Source organism: Stenotrophomonas sp. YJH_SMC_29 (assembly GCF_059371235.1).
This window is the reverse complement of the sequence record NZ_JCAFUK010000015.1, coordinates 1-20,511: the sequence shown is the minus strand read 5'-3', so window position 1 is coordinate 20,511 and position 20,511 is coordinate 1. Positions and strand designations below refer to the sequence as shown.

The window sequence follows — 20,511 nt, the reverse complement described above, 5'->3', positions numbered from 1 at the left end:
CCCTCGGCCTGCGTCGCGCGACGCTGTGGAGGTGAAGAAACTAGGGAGTTCGACAGTAGCGGCCGTGTACGCACGCCACGATTCCCGCCAGTTCCATGGCCAGCAGCATGGAGGACACCTGTGACGCCGTCAATCCACAACGCGTGATCAGTGAATCCATACCGCTTGGGTTGTGGTCCAGCGCCCGCCACAAGCACTGGTAGTCAGGGTCGTCGGCCCAGCGCGCCGGCAGGAGCGCCGGCGGTGCCTGTTCAGTGGGGGTGGACAGGCGCGATTGCAAGCCCGGCAGCTGCTGGCGGAGGGCGGGCGCCAGCAGTTCCAGGACGTCCTCGGGGCGCTCGACCAGCGCGGCGCCTTCACGGATCAGGCGGTGGCAGCCCGCCGCGCGCGGGTTCAGCACCGATCCGGGCAGTGCGCAGACCTCGCGGCCTGCCTCGGCGGCCAGCCGCGCGGTGATCAGCGCGCCCGAGCGCTGGGCGGCCTCGACCACCACGGTCGCCAGCGCCAGCCCGGCCACCAGCCGGTTGCGTGCAGGGAAGTGGCCGGGGCGGGCGGCCGTGCCGGGCAGGTATTCGCTGAGCACCGCGCCCTCGGCGGCGATGCGCGCCTGCAGCCGGGCGTGGCTGTCCGGATAGGCGCGGTCAGGGCCGGTGCCGATCACCGCCACGGTGCAGCCACCGGCGTCCAGCGTGGCCTGGTGCGCGGCCGCATCGATGCCTGCGGCCAGGCCACTGGTCACGGCCAGGCCGGCCTCGACGAAACAGCCCGCAAAACGCGCGGCCAGTGCGCGCCCGCCCGGGGTGGGGGAACGGCTGCCGACCAGCGCCACCGAGGGGCGCCAGGCCAGGCAGGGATCACCGGCGACGAACAGCGCCAGCGGCGGGTTGGGCACCTCCAGCAGCGATGGCGGAAAGGCCGGATCGGTGCAGGGCAGCAGGTCATGGTTGTCCTGTTCCAGCCAGCGCAGGGTGGCTGTCCAGGCCCGGCGGTCAGGACGTTCCAGTGCGGCGCATTGCTCCGGCGTGCAGCCGTGCGCGCGCCAGTTCGCGCTGCCCTGCGCGATGGCGGCCTGCGCATCGCCCGCGGCCTGCAGCAGGGCCCGTCGTGGCGCCAGTGCGCCTCCCGCCATCAACAGGCGCAGCAGCGCCTCATATGCATGCGTGGTCATCCCCTACTATCGGCCGGATACAACGAAGGCGCCCTAGGGCGCCTTCGCATGTGACCGTCAGGGTTTGCCGGAGCGCCCTGCAGGGTCGACTGTCAGTCGAGCATCGCGCGCAGCGCGGGCGTTTTCGCGCATCTGGACGAAAAGCAGCCGACTCTACTTTGCGTCCGGGTGCAGCGCGTTGTAACCCACCTGCACCGGCTTCACGCCCTGCATCACCAGCGCATAGCTGACGTTGTCGAAGGTACGGAACACCATCGCATGCGCGGCATATTCGTCCGGCAGCGAGACCCGGCCGGCGCCGGTGCTGAGCGAATCGTCCATGCGCGAGGAGGTCGGGTACTTCATGCGGTGCGCTACATGGCGGCCCGGGCGCCACAGCGAGAACACGGTGCCGTTGTCCACGCCCTGGGCCCGGCCGGCCGAGATCGCGATCACGTCGCGCGGGCCACCGGCGTTGAACATGTCGGTGACGGCCAGCACGCGCACGTCCACGCCCTCGACGCCGGCAGCGGGCACGTGGGGCACGAACTGCAGGTCGTACGGCCGCGCCTCGATCGGCACCAGGCGGTCGCCGGCGCGCACTTCGCGGCCGCCGACGTTCTTGTCCAGCACCAGCGTGGAGGCCTCGACCTGGCCGCCGGCGATCCGGGTGATGGTGCCGGTGGCGACCTGGGCCAGCTCGTAGCCGAGCACGCCACGGCGCGCGTTGGGCGCGTTGTAGGCCTTCCACAGGTTGCCGCTGCCCGGGGTGACGTCGCCATTGGCGGTCAGGTCCTCGGTCGGCTTGGGCTGGGCGTAGCGCACGGTCGGGCGTACCACGGCCCAGCGCTGGCCCACCTGGGCATCGGCCAGGCGCACGTAGACGGTGTCACCGCCCGCAGCGCGCAGGCGGCTGTCCTCCAGGCCGACCACGTAGGGCAGCTGCTTGACGCTGTCGACGACGCTCAGCTGCTTCAGGAACGGCTCGACCTGGGCCAGCGGAATGGCGTCGATCGGGGCCTCCTGGCGCGGACCGGCCTGGGACACGGTCACCCGGTCCAGGTAGGCCAGGCTCAGCACGTCACCGGGATAGATCAGGTGCGGGTTGGCGATCTGCGGATTGGCCTGCCAGATCTCCGGCCACAGCCAAGGCTTCTGCAGGAAACGCGCGGCGATATCCCACAACGTATCCCCTTTTCGGACCACATAGGTGTCCGGGTGCCCGCCATTCACTTCCACGGCGGTAGCATAGGCAGCCACGGTCAGCATCGCCGCGGCGACGACCGTACGAAAACGAAGCAACATAGGTGTGAAGCCCTGATTCCCCAACAGGTCCACGCACTATAGTCCAGAAACCGGGGCGCAAGGCAAGCGTTGGAGCTAGAATCTGCGACGTATGCCGGCGTGCCGGCCCCCTACCCGGAAACAGCCATGGCCCTTCTCCCCATTCTCGAGTTCCCCGATCCGCGCCTGCGTACCAAGGCTGCGTTGATCGAAGCCGCCGAAGTCACCACGCCGGCCTTCCAGGAACTGATCGACAACATGTTCCAGACCATGTACGACGCGCCCGGCATCGGCCTGGCCGCCACCCAGGTGGACGTGCACAAGCGCTTCATGGTCATCGACGTCAGCGAAGAAAAGAATGAACCGCATGTGTTCATCAACCCGGAAATCGTCGCCAAGGAAGGAGGCCGGGTGTACCAGGAAGGCTGCCTGTCGGTGCCGGGCATCTTCGCCGACGTGACCCGTGCCGACACCATCACCGTGAAGTACCTGGACCGCAACGGCCAGGAACAGCAGCTGGAGGCGGGTGAAGTCCTGGCGACCTGCATCCAGCACGAGATGGACCATCTGGACGGCAAGCTGTTCATCGACTATCTGTCGCCGCTCAAGCGCGAGATGGTGCGCAAGAAGCTGGCCAAGCAGCGCAAGCACGTGGCGTGATCGCCGATCCGGGCCGCCCTTCGGGTGGCCCGTGCCTGCGCGACGCGCGCGGGCTCTACGGCGCCGGCCGACGGCGCCGTTTTCTTTCCTGCACGAATCCATCCTGCAAGTGGGGTAGCCATGAGGATTGTCTTTGCCGGTACGCCGGAATTCGCGGTGTCGTCGCTGCGCGCTGCGGCGCGCCACCACGAGGTCGTGGCCGTCTATACCCAGCCTGACCGCCCGGCCGGCCGTGGCCGTGGCCTGGCGCCGTCGCCGGTCAAGCTCGAGGCGGTGGCCCGCGGCATTCCGGTCTACCAGCCCGAATCGCTGAAGGACCCGGCTGCCCAGCAGCAGCTGCGTGACCTGCAGCCGGACCTGATGGTGGTGGTCGCCTACGGCCTGATCCTGCCCAGGGCCGTGCTGGCGATCCCGACCCACGGCTGCTGGAACGTGCATGCGTCGTTGCTGCCGCGCTGGCGTGGTGCCGCGCCGATCCAGCGCGCGATCCAGGCCGGTGACCCCACGACCGGCGTATGCCTGATGCAGATGGAGGCAGGGCTCGACACCGGCCCGGTGCTGCTGCACCAGCCGTTGCCGATCGCGGCGACCGATACCGGTGGCCAGCTGCATGACAAGCTGGCCGAACTGGGTGCACAGGTGCTGTCTGATGGCCTGGGCCTGCTGCGTGCCGGCATCAAGCCGATCGCGCGGCCGCAGCCGGAGCAGGGCGTGACCTACGCGCACAAGCTGGACAAGGCCGAGGCCCGGCTGGACTGGGCGCAGGACGCCGACGCGCTGGCGCGCACCGTGCGCGCCTTCAACCCGTGGCCGATCGCCGAGGCCACGCTGGCTGGCGAGCGCGTGCGCATCCATGGCGCGGTGGCGCTGGACGTGGCCCATGGCCAGGCGCCGGGTACCGTGCTGGCGGCCAGCCGCGACGGCATCGACATTGCCTGCGGCCAGGGCGTGCTGCGCCTGCGAACGCTGCAGCGCGAAGGCGGCAAGGCGATCACCGCCGCCGACTACCTCAATGCACGCCGCGACCTGCACGTGGGGGCATAAGCGGTGTCGAAGCAGAATGATTTCTCCGTCGCCAAGGCGGCGCCGGGCGCGGCCACCCGCATGCTGGCCGCACGCGTACTGGCGCAGGTGTTCACCCGTGGCCGCTCGCTGAAGGCGGAATTGGCCTGGGCCCTGCCCAAGCTGGCCGACAGCCGCGATCGCGCCCTGCTGGAAGCACTGTGCTTTGCGGTCCTGCGCCGCCGCAGTACCTATGACGCGGCCCTGCAGTCGTGGATGCAGAAGCCGCTGTCGGCGCGCGACGCCGACCTGCGCACGCTGCTGATGGTGGGCTTCGCGCAGCTGGACGTGCTGGAACTGCCGGCGCATGCGGCCCTGTCGGCCACGGTCGACGCCGCCCGCGCGCTGGGCCGTGAGCGCCAGGCCGGGCTGGTCAACGCGATCCTGCGCCGCGCGCAGCGCGAGGGTTTCCCGGAGCAGCCTGCGCGTGACGCCTTCCCGGCGTGGTTGGCCGATGCCATCGAGCGTGACTGGCCGGCGCAGGCCGGGGCGATCTTTGCTGCCAGCCTGCAGCCGGCGCCGCTGTGGCTGCGTGCCAACCGCCAGCAGGGGGGGCGTGACAAGGCGCTGGCCACGCTGGCCGAGGCCGGTATTGCCGCCGAAGCCAGCCCGCTCAGCGCCGACGCGCTGCGCCTGGCGGCGCCCATCGCGGTGAACCAGCTGCCGGGATTCGCCGACGGTGCGTTGTCGGTGCAGGACCTGTCGGCGCAATGTGCCGCCGACGCACTGGCGCCGGCGGCCGGCGCCCGCGTGCTGGATGCCTGCGCGGCGCCCGGTGGCAAGTCGGCGCACCTGCTGGAACGTGACCCGGGCCTGCGCCTGCTGGCGCTGGATATCGATGCGCGCCGCCTCGCGCGTGCGCGCGACACCTACACCCGCACTGGCGTGGGCGAAGGCGCGCAGACCCGGGTGGCCGATGCAAGCGACCCCGGTGCCTGGTGGGATGGCACGCCGTTCGACGCGATCCTGCTGGATGCTCCGTGTTCGGCCACCGGCGTGATCCGTCGCCAGCCGGACGTGATGTTCCATCGCCGCGCCGAGGACATCGATGCGCTGGTCGGCGTGCAGGCCCGCCTGCTGGAGGCCTGCTGGTCGATGCTGCGCCCGGGCGGCGTGCTGCTGTACGCCACCTGCTCGATCCTGCGTGCCGAGAACATCGATCAGGTAAGGGCCTTCCTGAAATGGCATCCGGACGCGGTGGCAGAGCCGCTGGATGACAGATTCGGCCTGGACTGCGAAGGCATTGCGCGCCAGCGACTGCCCGGTGACAGCGATGCTGACGGATTCTTTTACGCGCGTCTGCTAAAAACAGCCTGACCCTGCTGACGTTGCGAGTCCCATGCTGAGATCCCGCGCATCGCGCGAGACGTGGTTGTTGGTGGTGATGGCCCTGCTGGTGCTGGGGGCCGGGCTGGGCCTTCGTGATCCGTGGCCATCGGACGAACCGCGCTTCGCGCTGGTGGCCAAGCAGATGATCGACAGCGGCCACTGGCTGTTCCCGCACCGCGGCACCGAGCTGTACTCGGACAAGCCGCCGATGCTGATGTGGTGGCAGGCCACGCTGTATGGGCTGGTCGGGCAGTGGCGCGTGGCGTTCCTGCTGCCGTCGCTGCTGGCGGCACTGGGCACGCTGTGGTGCGTGGTCGATCTGGGCCGGCGCCTGTGGACGCGGCGGGTGGGGCTGTATGCCGGCTGGGCGCTGCTGTTCGCGCTGCAGTTCACCTTCCAGGCGAAGAAGGCACAGATCGATCCCCTGCTGCTGCTGTTCATCACCCTGGCCAACTATGGCCTGCTGCGCCACCTGCTGCTGGGGCCGGCGTGGCGCTGGTGGTGGCTGGGCTGGTTCTTCGCCGGCATCGGCGTGATCACCAAGGGCGTGGGCATGCTGGCGCTGCTGATGATCGTGCCAGCGGCGATCGCCGCGGCGCTGCAGTGGCCCCGGGTAAGCCTGCATGCGCGCGACGTGCGCTTCTGGCTGGCGCCGCTGGCGTTCCTGCTGGCGGTATCGCTGTGGCTGGCGCCGATGCTGCTGGCCGGCTTTGCCACCGGCTCGGACGAATACCGCGCGTACATGGACGACATCCTGTTCCAGCAGACGGCGCGGCGCTATACGCATTCGTGGGACCACCACCAGCCCGGCTGGTACTTCCTGGCGACGATGCCGCTGATGTGGATCCCGGCCTTCCTGGCGCTGCCCTGGGCGATTCCGGCCTGGCGCCGCCGGCTGCGCCGCCGCGACGCGCGCTATCTGCTGCCGCTGGCCTGGTGGCTGATGGTGGTGCTGTTCTTCTCGATCCCCGATGGCAAGCGCGATGTCTACATCCTGCCGGCGCTGCCGATGTTCTGCCTGGCGCTGGCGCCGTTGCTGCCGGGGCTGCTGAAGCGGCGCGATGTGCAGGCCGTGGTGGGGCTGTTCACCGGCCTGCTGTCACTGGGCCTGGCCGTGGCCGGCGCGATGGCGGTGGTGGGCGACCCGGCCTTCGAGCTGCGCCTGACCCATAGCCGCGGGCTGGCGCCCGGGGCGGTCAATGCACTGGCCTGGACGATCCTGGCGATGGGCTTGTGGGGCGGCCTGAGCCTGCTGGCCTGTGGCCGCCGCCGGCAGCATGCGCTGGTATCGACCCTGGCGATGGTCTGGGTGCTGTACAGCCTGGTCGGCTACCCGTTGCTGAACGATTCCAGTTCCGCCCGCGGCCTGATGCGCACGGTCGGCGCGCGCCTGGCCCCCGATGCCGAGCTGGGACTGGTGGCCTGGAAGGAACAGCATCTGCTGCTGGCCGATCGCCCTGCGGCGACCTTCGGTTTCGAGACCGATTGGGACGAGCAGCTCCTGGCGGCCACGCGCTGGCAGCGGCTGGCGCCCGATCGCCGTTGGCTGCTGGTCCATGAATACGCGATGCTGTCGTGCATCGACCGCAACCGCTCCGAACTGGCTGGCGTGGCCAACCGCCGGCGCTGGTGGCTGGTGCCGGCAGCGGCGGTGAAGGTGCCCTGCGTGGTCACCGCGGAGGAGCGGGAACGTGAACGGCGTCTGCAGGAACATGACTAGCCCGCCCCCTTCCTGCTTGTCCAGTCTGCCCAAGCGTGGCCAAAGGCAGTAAAACAGCAGGCCGGGATGGCCTGCATCGGCCGTTCCCGTTCTTCCAGCCGATTGCAGCGATACTTCCCGACGTGCCAGCTTCACCGGACAACCTGAACCTCATGGCCGGCGATCCGCTGGGCGTTCCCGCCGGCGGGCGTCACGGGGTGGCCCACGGCCTGGCCCAGCTGGGCCTGTTCTGCCTGCCGGCCCTGGTGCTGACCGTGCCGATCAACCTGTTGCCGTACGGCCTGCTGCTGCTGCTCAGCACCCTGCTGGCGCCGGAGCTGCTGTGGCGCGCGCGCGGCATGGCGGGCCAACCGGTGAAAGTGCTGGCCTGGCTGATGCTGGCGGTGCTGGCGCTCGGCCTGCTGTCGGTGCTGCTGTTCGAGCAGGGCCTGCGTGACGTCGACAACCGATCGCGGTTCGTGGTGATCCCGTGGATCGCGCTGTGGGTGTGCGCGCTGCGTCCCAACCTGCGCTGGCTCTGGTACGGCGCGTTGACCGGCCTGCTCGCCACCTTCGTGATGTCGCTGTGGCAGGTGCTGGGCGGCGCCCCGCGCGCGGACCTGTTCACCAACGCCATCGTACTGGCCGACATCGTGATGGTGCTGATGGTGCTGCTGGTGTTCTGCCGCCCGTCGCGGCGCTGGTCGCTGGTGATCCTTGGCATGGCCGCTGGCTGCGGCACCATCGTGCTGACTGGCAGCCGCGGCGTGTTTGCCGCCCTGCTGGCACTGCTGGTGGTGCTTGCGCTGAGCCTGCGCTGGCGCACTGGCGCGGCGCGCCTGTCGGTGCTGGCCGGCATGCTGGCGATCGGTGCGACCCTGCTGCTGTCGGTACCGGAACTGCGCCACCAGGTCCGCCTGAGCGAGCTGCACAGTGACGTGCAGCGGATGGAGCTGGGCGACAGCGACTCGTCCGCCGGGGCCCGCGTGGAGCGCCTGCAGGTGGCCTGGCAGACCTTCCTCGACCATCCGCTGGTGGGGGTGGGCATCGGTCATTTCGACAGCGCGATGCTGCGCGTGCCGGTCTGCCGCGAGAACCCGGAAGAGTTGCGTTGCCACCTGGGGCATGCACACAACGATGTCGCTGAATGGGCAGCGACCCAGGGCGCACCTGGCCTGCTGCTGTTGCTGGCGGTGTATGGCATCCCGCTCTGGCTGTTCGTGCGCCTGCATCGCCGCAGCGGACGATCAACCTTCCGGGGCCCGGCCGCCGCCGGCATCATGCTGGTGATCACCTACGCACTGTGCGGCCTGACCCAGTCGATGTTCGCGCACCAGATGACCGCCAGTTTCTACGTGACCCTGGTCGGCCTGCTGACCGGCCTGTCGATCGTCGAGGGCGCGCGCCACCGGGCAATCAGCGGGACGTGATCCAGCGGCGCCCCGCACAGGGCCGGGCGATCAGGGGTTCGGCGGGTCAGCCACGGCCTGGCCGTTGCCCAGCATCCACAGCATGATGGTCTTCTGGCGCACGTAGTTGGCGCGCACATAGGCGTAGACCAGGCCGTGCCAGCCGTCGCGGAAGCCGCCACGGAACAGGAAGCCGCGCCAGAACCGCCAGGCCGGCGCCAGCACCAGCTTGCCCAGCGTGGCCCGTTTGCCGCGCGCGAATTCGTGCTCGGCCATCATCCGTGCGTACTTCTCGGTCTTGGCCAGCTGCTGCTGCAAGGAGCGGTAGGGATAGTGGATCAGGTCGCCGCGCAGGGTGCCGACGCTGCCATCGACGCTGGCCGCCTCGTGGATCTCGCGCTTGCCGCGCCAGCCGCCGCGGCGGCGGTCGAACAGGCGCATCACCCGGTCCGGGTAGGCGTTGCCATGGCGCAGGAACCTGCCGAAGTACTCCGACAGGCGCGCGAAGCGGTAGCCGGCATGACCGGCGAAGCCCGCTTCACGGGCCTGTTCGATGGCCGCGCGCAGTTCCGGGCTGATCCGCTCATCGGCGTCCAGGCACAGCACCCAGTCGTGGCGGGCCTGCCCGACGCAGTAGTCCTTCTGGCTGCGGAAGCCGTCGAACGGGCGCTGCAGCACCCGGGCGCCCGCGGCCTCGGCGATGGCCACGGTGGCATCGGTGGAGTACGAGTCGACGACGACGATCTCATCGCAGAAGGCCAGCGAGGCCAGGCAGTCGCCGATGCGGCCCGCCTCGTTGAACGCGATAATGCAGGCCGAGACGCGAGGCCGTTCGATGGGAGCGGTCGTGGAGGACATGATGGCCGGGTACCTGTTGTTTGCGACGGAGCGCTATGCGCTGCCTATTCTCGCCCCGTTGGCGCAGGCCTTGCACGCCTCTGGGCAGGAGGTGGCGGCCTGGTTCGAGGACGGCGCGGCCGGCAGCCAGCTGCCAGGGGTGCCCAGCATCGGCCTGAAACAGGCGCTGGCGATGCGGCCGCGCGCGGTGTTCAGCGCCGCCAACTGGGTGCCGACCTTCCTGTCCGGGGCCAAGGTGCAGCTGTTCCATGGCTTCAACGTGGAGAAGCGCGACAGTGCGCGCGGCCATTTCCGGGTGCGCGGGATGTTCGACCTGTACTGCACGCAGGGCCCGGCCACCACCGCGCCGTTCCGTGAGATCGCGGCCCAGCAGGGCCACTTCGCCGTGGCCGAGACCGGCTGGCCGAAGCTGGATCCGCTGTTCCGCGATGACGGTGGCGAGAGCGCCGCGCTGCGCGCAGCAGCGGGCGGGCGCCCGGTGATCCTGTTCGGTTCGACGTTCACCGAGCGCCTGAGTGCCGCCCCGCACCTGCATGCGCAGATCGCGGCCGACATCGCGGCCGGTGAGCGCTACTGGCTGCTGACACTGCACCCGAAGTGCCCACCGGACCTGTTCGAACGCTACCGCGCGCTGGCCGGTGCCCATGCGCGCTTCATCGAGCCGGAGCAGGTGATGGCCGCACAGCGCGCTGCCGATGTGCTGGTGTCGGATACCTCGTCGATCGTTTCGGAGTTCACCGTCCAGCACAAGCCGGTGGTGACCTTCCGCAACCGCGTGCCCAAGCCGCACATGATCGACTTCGACGACCCGCTGCAGCTGCCGGCGATGCTGCAGCGCGCGCTGCATCCGGACGCGGCGCTGCAGGCGGAGATCGTGCGTTATGCCGACGCCATCCACCCCTACCGTGACGGCCTGTCCAGCGAACGGGTGATCGCGGCCACCGAGGATTTCCTGTCCGGTGAAATGGGCGCGTTGCGACGCAAGCCGTTCGGCAGCTGGGTGCGCGACCTGCAGATCCGCAAGGACCTGGGCTATTGGGGGCCGTCGCAGCGCTGATGGGTTGATGCGGATCCACGCCATGCGTGGATGCACGACTCCGCTCGCGGTAGGGCCGGCCGCTGGCCGGCAACCTCGGCAATGTCTGCGGTTGCCGGCCAGCGGCCGGCACTGCCTGTATTGCTTACCAGCGCAGCGTGCGCCGCGCCAGCGCTGCGGCCAGCTGCTCCATCACCTGGTGCGCCTGCGCCCGCGGCAGGTAGTGCAGGGTGAGCGCCACATCGCCATGCGCGCCGGCGGTATCCAGTTGCAGGCTGCTGGTACCCAGCAGCTTGTCCAGCGGTGAGCGCCGCAGGCGCAGGCCCTGCACCTTGTCCAGCTCGGCCCAGCGCCACCAGCGCTTCCACCAGCCGCCGCGCACGGCTACGTAGTGGTCATCCAGGTACCAGCCCATGCGCGCCATCTGCCGGTGCGCGACCAGCAGCGCCACCGGCAGCCAGGCCAGCACCAGCAGGCCCCACGTTCCCCAGCGCCAATAGCCGGCGACAGCCAGCAGGGGGACCAGCACCAGCGCGCCCAGGCACAGCCGCCACCATCCACGCTGCGGGATGGACTGCCACTGCGCCGGCGGCCACTGCAGCCGGGGCAGCAGGTGCCGCACCAGCTGCGTGCAGTGCTCGCGGTGGGCCAACGGCGCCAGCTCGCGCAGGGCGCGATCCTCGTCGCGCGAGGGACCGCCGGCGGCGCTGTCGATGCGCAGCTGGCGCAGTCCGAACCAGCGATGCAGGGTGGTTTCGCGCAGCGTCCAGGCCTGGATGCGGCGTCGCGCAACACTGCTGCGGGTGCGGCTGAGCAGGCCGGCCGAGACGGTCAGCCGGCGATCCTGCTCGCTGAGGGTGAAGCCGTGATAGCGCAGCAGGGTCAGCACCACCGACAGCAGGCGCAGCCCCAGCCAGCCCAGCAGCAGGCCCGCTGCCAGCAGCAGGAAAGCGCCGGCCACGCCGGGGTGCAGGTGGCTGGCATAACCGAATGCCTCGCGGCCGCCACGCTGGATGGCCGCGTCCATCACCGGGCGCGGCACGGTCTGGAACAGCACGCCGAAGGCGGCGACCGCCAGCGCCCAGCCGCGGTTGGAAAGCAGGCCCATGCGCACCACGTCCCAGCCCGACAGGCGCAGCAGGACGTGTTCGGTGCCGGCCGCGGTGTCCGCAGGCGTGGCGACAGCGTCGGCGGCCTGCGGTGCCTGCCCACGCTGGCGCACGAGACGTTCCAGCGCCAGCGCCTGGTCCAGCTTCAGCACGCGCATTTCGGCTTCCGGACGCACGCCGCCAGCCGACTCCAGGCGCAGCTCGGCCACGCCGAACAAGCGGTGCAGCGGGTTCTGCCGCACTTCCACGTTGTGGATGCGGGCGAACGGAATCTCGCGGCGGTTTCGCGCCAGCAGCCCGCTGCGCACAGTGATCGCGTCGCTGCCGATGCGGTAGCGGTAGCTGAGGTACTGCAGTACCGAGACCAGCACCAGCGCGGCAATCGCCGACAACGGGATCAGCTGTGCCCACATCGGATCGCGGTCGCCGCGCTGGCCGAACACCAGCAGTGCCACCAGCGGCAGGAAGTAGTGGCGCAGTTGCATCAGCAGCACGAACAGCCACGACCACGGGTGCAGGCGATGGTCTTCGCCACCGTCAGGCAGCGATGCGGGCAGGGGCGGTGGCAGGCTCACAGGGCGTCGGCGTCCTGGTCCAGCTGGTGCGAAAGCGTGTCGCGCAGGCGTTCGGCATCGACTTCATCCAGGCCGCTGACAGTCACCGCGCTCATGCGGGTACCGGCGGTGTGCACGATCAGCGTGGCCAGGCCGGCGCGGCGTTCCAACGGGCCCCTGCGCAGGTCCAGGTGCTGTACGCGCGAAATGGGAATGCGGGTTTCCAGCTGCCACATCAGGTCGCGGCGCAGGCCCAGGCCCTGGGCATCCAGCCGCCAGCGGGTGCGGGTCAGTCGCCGGCGGCCGAGCCATGCGCCGAAGGCGATGCCCGCCAGCAGACCGATCGCAGCGGTCCACAGGCCGCCGGGCAGATCGAAGAACCAGCCAGCTGCGGCCAGTGGCAGGCCCGGCACGAACGCGCCGCCGAATGCGCCTTCCAGTGCGGCCAGGCGCGCGGCGCGTTGCGGCAGCGACTGCCAGGCATCGGTGGGTGGGGCGGTAGGGGCGACGTCGGTCACGCAGGCTCCGTCAGGCGGCAGGGCGGGCGGTGGCGGCGCTGGCCGCACCGCGCAGACGGTAGCAGGTCGGCCGCGCTACTGGGCAGCCTGGATCAGCGCGTCAACATCCAGCAGATGGCCTGCACGATCGGCCTTGGTACGCAGGTAGTGCTCGTTCTCGGCAGTGATCTCGCCGGTGACCGGAATGCAGTCCAGCACCTCGATGCCGGCGTTGCGCAGGCGCTGTGCCTTGGTCGGATTGTTGCTGAGCAGGGCCACGCGCGAAATGCCCAGGCCGTGCAGCATCGCCACCGCACTGCCGTAGCGGCGCTCGTCGGCGCCGAAGCCCAGCTGCGCATCGGCATCGATGGTGTCCAGGCCGTCGTGCTGGTAGCCGTAGGCGCGCATCTTGGCCGCGATGCCGGTGCCGCGGCCTTCCTGGTCCAGGTACAGCAGCACGCCGCCGCCCAGTTCCTTCAGCTTGCGCAGGCCACGCCGCAGCTGGTCGCCGCAGTCGCACTTGAGTGAACCGAACAGGTCGCCGGTCAGGCACGAGGAGTGCACGCGTACCGGCACCACTGCCGACAGGTCCGGTTCGCCGACGATGATTGCGACTTGGTCGCGCTGGGCCACGCCCCCGCGGAACACCGCGAAGGTGGTCATGCCGACGTCGCGCAGCGGCACCGGCGAACGGGCGACCAGTTCGTAATCGTGGGCGGCGTGTGCCGCGCCCTCGGCCAGGTCGCACAACGCCACTTCGGCCGCACCCGCAAAGGTCGTGTCCTCCGCATCCAGGCGCACCGCCACCATCGCCGGCAGCAGCAGGCCCAGGCGGGCCAGCTCCACCGCGCCGGCATCGAAGGCGTCGCCGGCACTCCAGTCTTCGGGCATCGGGCCGGGTTCGCGCAGGTAGCCCAGCGAGGGCAGGGCATCGAAGGCGACGCCGGCCAGGGGCAGGCGTGCGCCCTGCGGAGCCTCCACGCCGAGCACGCGGGCGCGGGTGGCGGTCAGGAACAGGTAATGGCGTTGGCGTGCAGCACTGGCGAACGCGGCGAAGCTGCTGGCCGTGGCGCTGTCCAGCGCGATCACGGCCAGGCGCTGGCCCTGGCCGTCGTGGAGCAGCACCGGGCGACCGGCACGCAGTTCGGCCACCGCGCGTTCGCAGCGGATCGCGGCGGGGTCGCCGAACAGGGAAGAGGCAGCAGTCATGGCAGGACCGGGGGAGGCGGACATCGCAGTCTCTATGGGGGCAGCGGCGTCGTATTCAACGTGGTGCGGCCGCCGGTCGCAGGCGACCGGACAGCCGTCAATGCGGATGTTCTTCGGTCGCGTACGGGTCTTCCTCGCCGCTGCCCGGGGGCCGCAGCGTGTAGCGCTTGTAGGTCCACTGGTACTGCGCCGGGTCGCGACGGGCGATGCGCTCGATGCCGGCATTGAGCGCGGTGGCGGCCACCTGCGGGTCCGGGTCGGCCACGGCCGGGTCGGTCGGCTCGATGTGCAGGGCGAATTCCATGTCCGGCCCGATGCGCTCGCACCAGCCATACAGCACGGTGGCGCCGGTGCGCTCGGCCAGGCGGTTGACCAGGGTCATGGTCAGCGCCTGCACGCCGAAGAACGGCACGAATACGCCATCGCCGGCCTTGGGCTGCTGGTCAGGCAGGATGCCGGTGGCGCCGCCCTCCTTGAGCACCTTGAACAACTGGCGCACGGCCGGGCCCTCGGCGCGCACCTGCTGCACGTTCTGGCCGCCGCGCACCAGCTGCAGGAAGGCGTCGCTGGCTTCGTCCTCCGGCGGCTTGTAGACGATGGCGATCTGCCCGCGCGAGGCCAGCCACTGGTTCAGCAGCTCCCAGTTGCCGAAGTGCGGGGCGGCCACGATCACGCCCTTGCCGCTGGCCAAGGCCGCGTCGTACAGGGATTCGCCGTGGCGCTGCTGCAGGTGCAGGCGCAGGTTGTCGGCCGGCTTCCGGCTCCACAGACGCAGGGTCTCGATCGCCTGCAGGGCGGTCGAGCGCAGCAGCTCGCGGTGCAGGCGGTCGCGCGCGGGACCGTCCAGCTCCGGGTAGGCCAGTTCGAGGTTGCGCCGGGTAACGCGGCTCTCCCGGGCATTGAGACGGACCCATGTCCATGCCAGGGCGTGCGCGAACGCCCGCAGCAGCGGCCAGGGCAGGCGGGCGAACAGGGTGGTGGCGCGGTAGACCAGCCGGGCTTTGCGGTGCGGATTCATCGGCGCCAGTTTAGCCAAGGGCGCTGCTATCGTGGCCGGCCCTGTTCATCCGGAAACCACCATGCTCATCCTGATCCAGCGCGTCAGCCAGGCCGCTGTCCATGTCGACCAGGAGGTGGTGGGGCAGATCGGGCCCGGCCTGCTGGCCCTGGTCGGCATGGAGCCGGGCGACGGCGAGGCCCAGCTGCAGCGCATGGCCGAGCGCCTGCTGGGCTACCGGGTGTTCGCCGACGAGGCCGGGAAGATGAACCGCTCGCTGCGTGATACCGGCGGCGGCCTGCTGCTGGTCAGCCAGTTCACCCTGGCCGCCGACACCCGATCGGGCATGCGGCCCAGCTTCACCACCGCCGCGCCGCCGGACGAGGCTGAACGCGGGTTCAATCGATTTGTCGGGATCTGTCGTGAAAATCACGCGCCAGGGGTGGAAACGGGCCGGTTTGGTGCCCATATGGTCGTCAGCCTGGTCAATGACGGTCCTGTGACCTTCCTTCTCCGGCCCTGAGCCTGCGGGACCACCGCCCGGCAGGCGGGGCCCCGGGCTGGTATAATGCTACGTTCCCTATTTCCTACCCAGCCGGTGGCGCGAGCACTACATGGCCAACGAACGTCCTGCCCAATCCGAAATCAAGCAACTGATCAGCAAGGGCCTGGAACAGGGCTACCTGACCTACGCCGAAGTCAATGACCATCTGCCGGACGACATGGTCGACCCGGAACAGATCGAGGACATCATCGGCATGATCAACGGCATGGGCATCGATGTCCATGAAGTTGCGCCGGATGTGGAGACCCTGCTTCTCAACGACGGCAACACCGGCAACCGCGAAGTCGATGACACCGCGGCCGAAGAAGCCGCCGCTGCGCTGAGCGCGCTCGACACCGAAGGTGGCCGTACCACCGACCCGGTGCGCATGTACATGCGCGAAATGGGCACCGTCGAGCTGCTGACCCGCGAAGGCGAAATCGCCATCGCCAAGCGTATCGAGGAAGGCCTTTCGCAGGTCCAGGCCGCCCTCGGCCAGTTCCCGGTTTCGGTCGAGTCGCTGCTGAACGACTACGAAGCCCACAAGGAAGGCAAGAAGCGTCTGGCCGAAGTGATCGTCGGCTTCAACGATCTGGTCGACGAAGAGCCGGCGCCGCCGGTGGCCGCTGCCGATGACAGCAGCGATGCCGATGCCGAAGCCGACGAAGACGAGGACGATGATGTCGAGGGTGGCGAGGAAGAAGCCGCACCGACCGGTCCGGATCCGGAGGAAGTCGCTGCACGCATGCAGGCGCTGAGCGACGCCTTCAATGCCTTCAAGAAGGCGGCGACCAAGGGCGACAAGAAGAACCTGCCGCGCCTGCGCGAAGAGATGTCGGCGGTGTTCGTCACCCTGAAGCTGCCGCTGCCGCTGACCGACGTGCTGACCAAGCAGCTGCGCGACACCATGGCCTCGATCAAGGCCCATGAGCGCCGCGTGCTGAACCTGGCCACCGTCACCGCCCGCATGCCGCGCAAGGACTTCATCCGTTCCTGGGAAGGCAACCAGACCAACCTGGAGTGGGTGGAAGATGCACTGAAGCGCAAGCAGAAGTGGTCGTCGGCCCTGCGCGACGTGAAGGACCAGATCATTGCCGAACAGCAGGCGACGATCGACATCGAGAAGCTGACCCAGCTGGACCTGGAAGAGCTGAAGGAAATCAGCCGTGCCATGGCCTATGGTGAAGCCAAGGCGCGCAAGGCCAAGAAGGAAATGGTCGAGGCCAACCTGCGCCTGGTGATCTCGATCGCCAAGAAGTACACCAACCGTGGCCTGCAGTTCCTCGACCTGATCCAGGAAGGTAACATCGGCCTGATGAAGGCGGTGGACAAGTTCGAATACCGCCGCGGTTACAAGTTCTCGACCTACGCCACCTGGTGGATCCGCCAGGCGATCACCCGCTCGATCGCCGACCAGGCGCGCACCATCCGTATTCCGGTGCACATGATCGAGACGATCAACAAGTTGAACCGCATTTCCCGCCAGATGCTCCAGCAGTACGGCCGCGAGGCTACGCCGGAGGAGCTGGCCAAGGAAATGGACATGCCGGAAGACAAGATCCGCAAGGTGATGAAGATCGCCAAGGAGCCGATCTCGATGGAAACCCCGATCGGCGACGACGAGGATTCCCATCTGGGCGACTTCATCGAGGACACCAACGTGGAGTCCCCGATCGAGAACACCACCAACATCAACCTGTCTGAAACCGTGCGCGACGTGCTGGCCGGCCTCACCCCGAGGGAAGCCAAGGTGCTGCGCATGCGCTTCGGCATCGACATGAATACCGACCACACGCTGGAAGAGGTCGGCAAGCAGTTCGACGTGACCCGCGAGCGCATCCGCCAGATCGAAGCGAAGGCGCTGCGCAAGCTGCGTCACCCGAGCCGCTCGGAGCAGCTGCGCAGCTTCCTGGATATCGATTGATTTCCAGCGGTTGTTGAAGCGTTGAGAAACCCCGCCTGGTGCGGGGTTTTTCTTTTCCGGATGCCTGCGCTTTCTGTAGAGCCGAGCCATGCTCGGCTGCTGTTCGCGATGACGTATCCGGAAGATCTTCTCAACGAGTGACGGTTGCTTGCCGCACCTTGTGACGCAACTGGCCTGAGAATTGTTGAGGACTGCGCTGCAAAGGAGGAGACCATCCAGCGTAAATCCCAAGTGGCTCAATGCTGTGAGCTTCCTGCTGTGTGTGATTGGTATGGACCATGTCGCATTCGCCAATTGAAGCCACTACCTTCGCTTCCACACAGTCCCCTTCAGGTGCTCAACACACCTTCGTAGGCGGACTGTCTGCCGCAACAGCAGGCAATCCAAGGTCAAACCGCATCACTCGTCATCCCGGTGAGTCCAAGCGTTTCTGGCCGGGTGGCGCGCAGCCATACAAGACCCTGCATGGGGGAAAGCTGCGGGCGGCCCTACGACCGTGTTGAAGCACCCGGTCGCCTCTCTCAACAGGAGGCGCAACAGGTTCGACAAATCGTAGGAGAGTGCGTATGGAACTGAAGATGGTTGTCGATGCATGCGCCAGGGATGGATCGGATGCACGTGACTGCAACTTCTCGCCGTTGTTGGACTGGGACGATGTAATGCGTGATGAGCGCGATGACCCCCTGGGATTCGCCCGCCGAGCAACACTGGCGTTGCTGACGCAGCCGAGTGCTGGATTGCTTGCCGGATTCAGGGGCGACAACCAGAAGGCGCTTGAAGAGGCCAGAAGGACGGTGCATTGTTTCAGGCACACCTGCGGCGGCAGGCGTGGTTTGCGGAAGTGGCGGAGAGGCGGTTGGGGCGCGTTGCCGAGGTTCTTGCTGCTGCCGGGTAGCCGATCGAGCGCAGGCTCCACTACACTGTGACGCTGCGCGGGGCCTATAGCTCAACGGTTAGAGCAGGGGACTCATAATCCCTTGGTTCCAGGTTCGAATCCTGGTGGGCCCACCAACTGATGATCCTATGTCGTCCTATGAAGGCTGAAATATCCTGAAAAATCAGGTGTTTCGGCCTTTTTTGCGTCTGATTGCGTCCTATGCGATCCAGCAGAATCCAGACTTCTCTGGCGGTATCTTTGGCGGTAACCTCCACCCGCTACATACCTGTTACCGCCAACTTAGCTACCGCCAACATGTCATTGACCGATACCGCCATTCGCAAGACCAAGCCAACCGCTGTCGTGCAGAAGCTGCGAGACGGTGGAGGCCTGTACCTCCTGCTGAAACCTGATGGCGCCAGATGGTGGCGCTGGGACTATCGGCGTCCTGTGACCGGCAAGCGCAACACGCTGTCGCTTGGCACCTATCCAGAGGTCAGCCTGGCATCTGTGCGCGAGCGCCATGCTGCTGTGCGAAAGCTGTTGGCGGAAGGTGTTGATCCCGGTGAGCAGCGCAAGGCGCAGAAGGTGGCCAGCCTGGAACTGGCCACCAACACGTTTGAGGCGCTGGCGCGTGAACATCTGGCGATGAGAGCCAAGAAGCTGTCTGCCGGGTCGGTGAAGCGAGAGACACGCTTGATCGAAAAGGATCTGACGCCCTACATCGGCCAACGACCCATTGCAGCGATCACAGCACGTGAACTGTTGGAGACGCTGCGCAAGATCGAAGGGCGGGGGGCTGTCGAAACAGCACATCGGGCGCGGATGCTGGTCAGCCAAGTAATCCGATACGCGATAGCGACAGGCCGCGCAGACAGGAATGTGGCAGAAGATCTGAAAGGCGCACTTGCTCCACCCGAGGCGCGCCACTTCGCTAGCATGACAGAGCCCAAACTGATTGCTGACCTGTTGCGCTCAATGGACGGCTACCAAGGTTCGCCGATTGTCATGGCTGCATTGCGCCTGGCGCCCCTGGTCTTCGTGCGTCCCGGTGAGCTTCGTCGTGCGCGATGGGCGGATATCGACCTTGAAAGTTGCGAATGGCGCTTTACGGCAAGCAAGACTGGCCAATCGCACGTTGTTCCTCTGGCTTCGCAGTCTGTAGCGATACTTAGGTCGGTGCACCCGCTGACAGGACGGAAAGAGTTCGTGTTCCCCAGTATGCGCGGCAAGGGGCGCCCGATGAGCGAGAACACGATCAACGCAGCGCTACGTCGCCTTGGCTACGACTCTGACACGATGACCGGGCACGGCTTCCGCGCTATGGCGCGAACTGTGCTGGATGAGGTGCTGGGTTTCCGTCCGGACTACATCGAGCACCAGCTAGCACACGCCGTGCGTGATCCAAACGGACGGGCATACAACCGTACGGCTCACCTGGTCGAACGGGCGAAAATGATGCAGGCCTGGGCGGACTATCTGGACGGGCTGAGGACCTCCCGCTGACCTCCTGTTCTTCCATCTTTCATTTCTGACTTACTGTTTTTTCTGGTTACAGCGGTAACACTGGTTACACCGCTGCGAAATGTCTTGTAAATCATTCGGTTGCGTCCATCGTCGGAGCGCCGCATTCACTGGTTACAGCTGGTTACGCTGGTTACATCGGCGCCCTATCGATCCGTGTTAGACACATGCGGGTCGATGGCGCGCGCCGATTGAATGGCTCTGCCGCAGCCTCTTTCCGGCCAGCGGGTTGCTTTGAAGGTCGCCGAGCGGTCGCCATGACGGCCGATGACCAGACCCAACCCGCCAGTAGACGATAGTTCGCTCGTCGCACATTTTGCGCTACTGGCCTGGATCAGCAGATTGCCAGGCGCGTCCGTTTGTCCTGCGCAACCAGTCGAGCGGCCTGACTGCTGCGCTCGCTTGTCATCTCCCGCCAGTTGGCTGGAACGGCGCAAGGTTTCGCCGTCAAGGGGGATTCGTCATGTGTAATTTTACAAAATACTGTAAAAATCTTTCCTACACATCGAGCTGCGTGAGTTGAGCGGCAGCTGTCTCTAGCCTTCTAACCAAGCCCACAACACAGGGCGGCGGTTGACGAAACGTCAGCCCCGCGACCTTTCACATGCTTGGTTCCCCAGCCCCTCAGGCGACCGCACCTGGTCAGCCTGCCGATCATTCCCGGCCTGACGCCGCACGCGGTGAACGCTTCCTGCGCAAGCCCGAAGTGCTCAGTCGCACCGGCATTTCCCGCTCGCACCTGTACTGGCTGATGAAGCGCGGCCGGTTCCCCGCATCGATCCCCCTTTCCCC

The 20,511-nt window shown here is 67.7% G+C and carries 17 protein-coding genes and 1 tRNA gene; 11 read left to right on the top strand and 7 right to left on the bottom strand.

All coding sequences use genetic code 11. The features are described from left to right. Nucleotides 1-40: 40 nt before the first annotated feature. On the bottom strand, nucleotides 41-1,168 hold the full coding sequence (dprA, locus tag AC5P9I_RS15740) for a DNA-processing protein DprA (RefSeq protein WP_235644598.1): 1,128 nt from the start codon (nucleotides 1,166-1,168) through the stop codon (nucleotides 41-43). A gap of 153 nt (nucleotides 1,169-1,321) precedes the next feature. Then, nucleotides 1,322-2,452 (bottom strand): LysM peptidoglycan-binding domain-containing protein, encoded by a 1,131-nt coding sequence (locus AC5P9I_RS15735; RefSeq protein WP_049470975.1) that lies wholly within the window; start codon nucleotides 2,450-2,452, stop codon nucleotides 1,322-1,324. A 126-nt stretch (nucleotides 2,453-2,578) separates the two neighbouring features. On the opposite strand from AC5P9I_RS15735, the gene def reads away from it, so the two are divergent. The 5 genes from def (at nucleotide 2,579) to AC5P9I_RS15710 (ending at nucleotide 8,611) form a co-directional block, all read left to right on the top strand. Further along, a complete protein-coding gene (gene def / locus AC5P9I_RS15730) occupies nucleotides 2,579-3,091 on the top strand; it encodes a peptide deformylase (RefSeq protein WP_049470976.1) in 513 nt (170 codons plus the stop codon). A gap of 120 nt (nucleotides 3,092-3,211) precedes the next feature. After that, a complete protein-coding gene (fmt, locus tag AC5P9I_RS15725; protein ID WP_049470977.1) occupies nucleotides 3,212-4,135 on the top strand; it encodes a methionyl-tRNA formyltransferase in 924 nt (307 codons plus the stop codon). Nucleotides 4,136-4,138: 3 nt separating this feature from the next. Beyond that, entirely contained in the window at nucleotides 4,139-5,470 is a 1,332-nt protein-coding gene (gene rsmB / locus AC5P9I_RS15720; RefSeq protein ID WP_049470979.1) for a 16S rRNA (cytosine(967)-C(5))-methyltransferase RsmB, read from the top strand. A gap of 22 nt (nucleotides 5,471-5,492) precedes the next feature. Next, nucleotides 5,493-7,202, top strand: a complete 1,710-nt coding sequence (locus AC5P9I_RS15715; protein ID WP_057493870.1) for an ArnT family glycosyltransferase — start codon at nucleotides 5,493-5,495, stop codon at nucleotides 7,200-7,202. Nucleotides 7,203-7,354: 152 nt separating this feature from the next. Further along, nucleotides 7,355-8,611 (top strand): O-antigen ligase family protein, encoded by a 1,257-nt coding sequence (locus AC5P9I_RS15710; RefSeq protein ID WP_049470980.1) that lies wholly within the window; start codon nucleotides 7,355-7,357, stop codon nucleotides 8,609-8,611. Between the two features lie 30 nt (nucleotides 8,612-8,641). Here AC5P9I_RS15710 and AC5P9I_RS15705 read toward each other — a convergent pair whose 3' ends face one another. Then, nucleotides 8,642-9,448, bottom strand: coding sequence for a glycosyltransferase family 2 protein (locus tag AC5P9I_RS15705; protein ID WP_049470982.1), 807 nt, complete (start codon nucleotides 9,446-9,448; stop codon nucleotides 8,642-8,644). On the opposite strand from AC5P9I_RS15705, the gene AC5P9I_RS15700 reads away from it, so the two are divergent. Further along, entirely contained in the window at nucleotides 9,447-10,505 is a 1,059-nt protein-coding gene (locus AC5P9I_RS15700; RefSeq protein WP_049470984.1) for a CDP-glycerol glycerophosphotransferase family protein, read from the top strand. The genes AC5P9I_RS15705 and AC5P9I_RS15700 overlap by 2 nt on opposite strands. Nucleotides 10,506-10,629: 124 nt before the next feature. Here the strand turns inward: AC5P9I_RS15700 and AC5P9I_RS15695 are convergent, their stop codons facing one another. The 4 genes from AC5P9I_RS15695 to AC5P9I_RS15680 form a co-directional block, all read right to left on the bottom strand. Beyond that, the gene (locus tag AC5P9I_RS15695) at nucleotides 10,630-12,168 is read right to left on the bottom strand and encodes a PH domain-containing protein (RefSeq protein WP_049470986.1); all 1,539 of its coding nucleotides are present in this window, start codon (nucleotides 12,166-12,168) and stop codon (nucleotides 10,630-10,632) included. Beyond that, entirely contained in the window at nucleotides 12,165-12,665 is a 501-nt protein-coding gene (locus tag AC5P9I_RS15690; RefSeq protein ID WP_049470988.1) for a PH domain-containing protein, read from the bottom strand. Before AC5P9I_RS15690 ends, AC5P9I_RS15695 begins: the two co-directional genes overlap by 4 nt. 75 nt (nucleotides 12,666-12,740) lie before the next feature. Then, nucleotides 12,741-13,877, bottom strand: coding sequence for a GTP cyclohydrolase II RibA (ribA, locus tag AC5P9I_RS15685; protein WP_049470990.1), 1,137 nt, complete (start codon nucleotides 13,875-13,877; stop codon nucleotides 12,741-12,743). Between the two features lie 73 nt (nucleotides 13,878-13,950). Beyond that, on the bottom strand, nucleotides 13,951-14,871 hold the full coding sequence (locus tag AC5P9I_RS15680; protein WP_049470992.1) for a lauroyl acyltransferase: 921 nt from the start codon (nucleotides 14,869-14,871) through the stop codon (nucleotides 13,951-13,953). A gap of 61 nt (nucleotides 14,872-14,932) precedes the next feature. Here AC5P9I_RS15680 and dtd point away from each other — a divergent pair, with 61 nt between their 5' ends. From dtd to AC5P9I_RS15655, 5 genes are all read left to right on the top strand, one after another. Then, the gene (gene dtd / locus AC5P9I_RS15675; RefSeq protein WP_049470994.1) at nucleotides 14,933-15,373 is read left to right on the top strand and encodes a D-aminoacyl-tRNA deacylase; all 441 of its coding nucleotides are present in this window, start codon (nucleotides 14,933-14,935) and stop codon (nucleotides 15,371-15,373) included. 91 nt (nucleotides 15,374-15,464) lie between these two features. Next, a complete protein-coding gene (gene rpoD / locus AC5P9I_RS15670; RefSeq protein WP_049470997.1) occupies nucleotides 15,465-17,318 on the top strand; it encodes an RNA polymerase sigma factor RpoD in 1,854 nt (617 codons plus the stop codon). Between the two features lie 935 nt (nucleotides 17,319-18,253). Next, nucleotides 18,254-18,329: transfer RNA gene (locus tag AC5P9I_RS15665), tRNA-Ile, on the top strand. 181 nt (nucleotides 18,330-18,510) lie between these two features. Beyond that, on the top strand, nucleotides 18,511-19,701 hold the full coding sequence (locus AC5P9I_RS15660) for a tyrosine-type recombinase/integrase (protein ID WP_065183240.1): 1,191 nt from the start codon (nucleotides 18,511-18,513) through the stop codon (nucleotides 19,699-19,701). Between the two features lie 622 nt (nucleotides 19,702-20,323). Then, nucleotides 20,324-20,511, top strand: a 188-nt coding sequence (locus AC5P9I_RS15655; protein WP_495217372.1) for a helix-turn-helix transcriptional regulator, incomplete at its 3' end; no start/stop codon positions are given.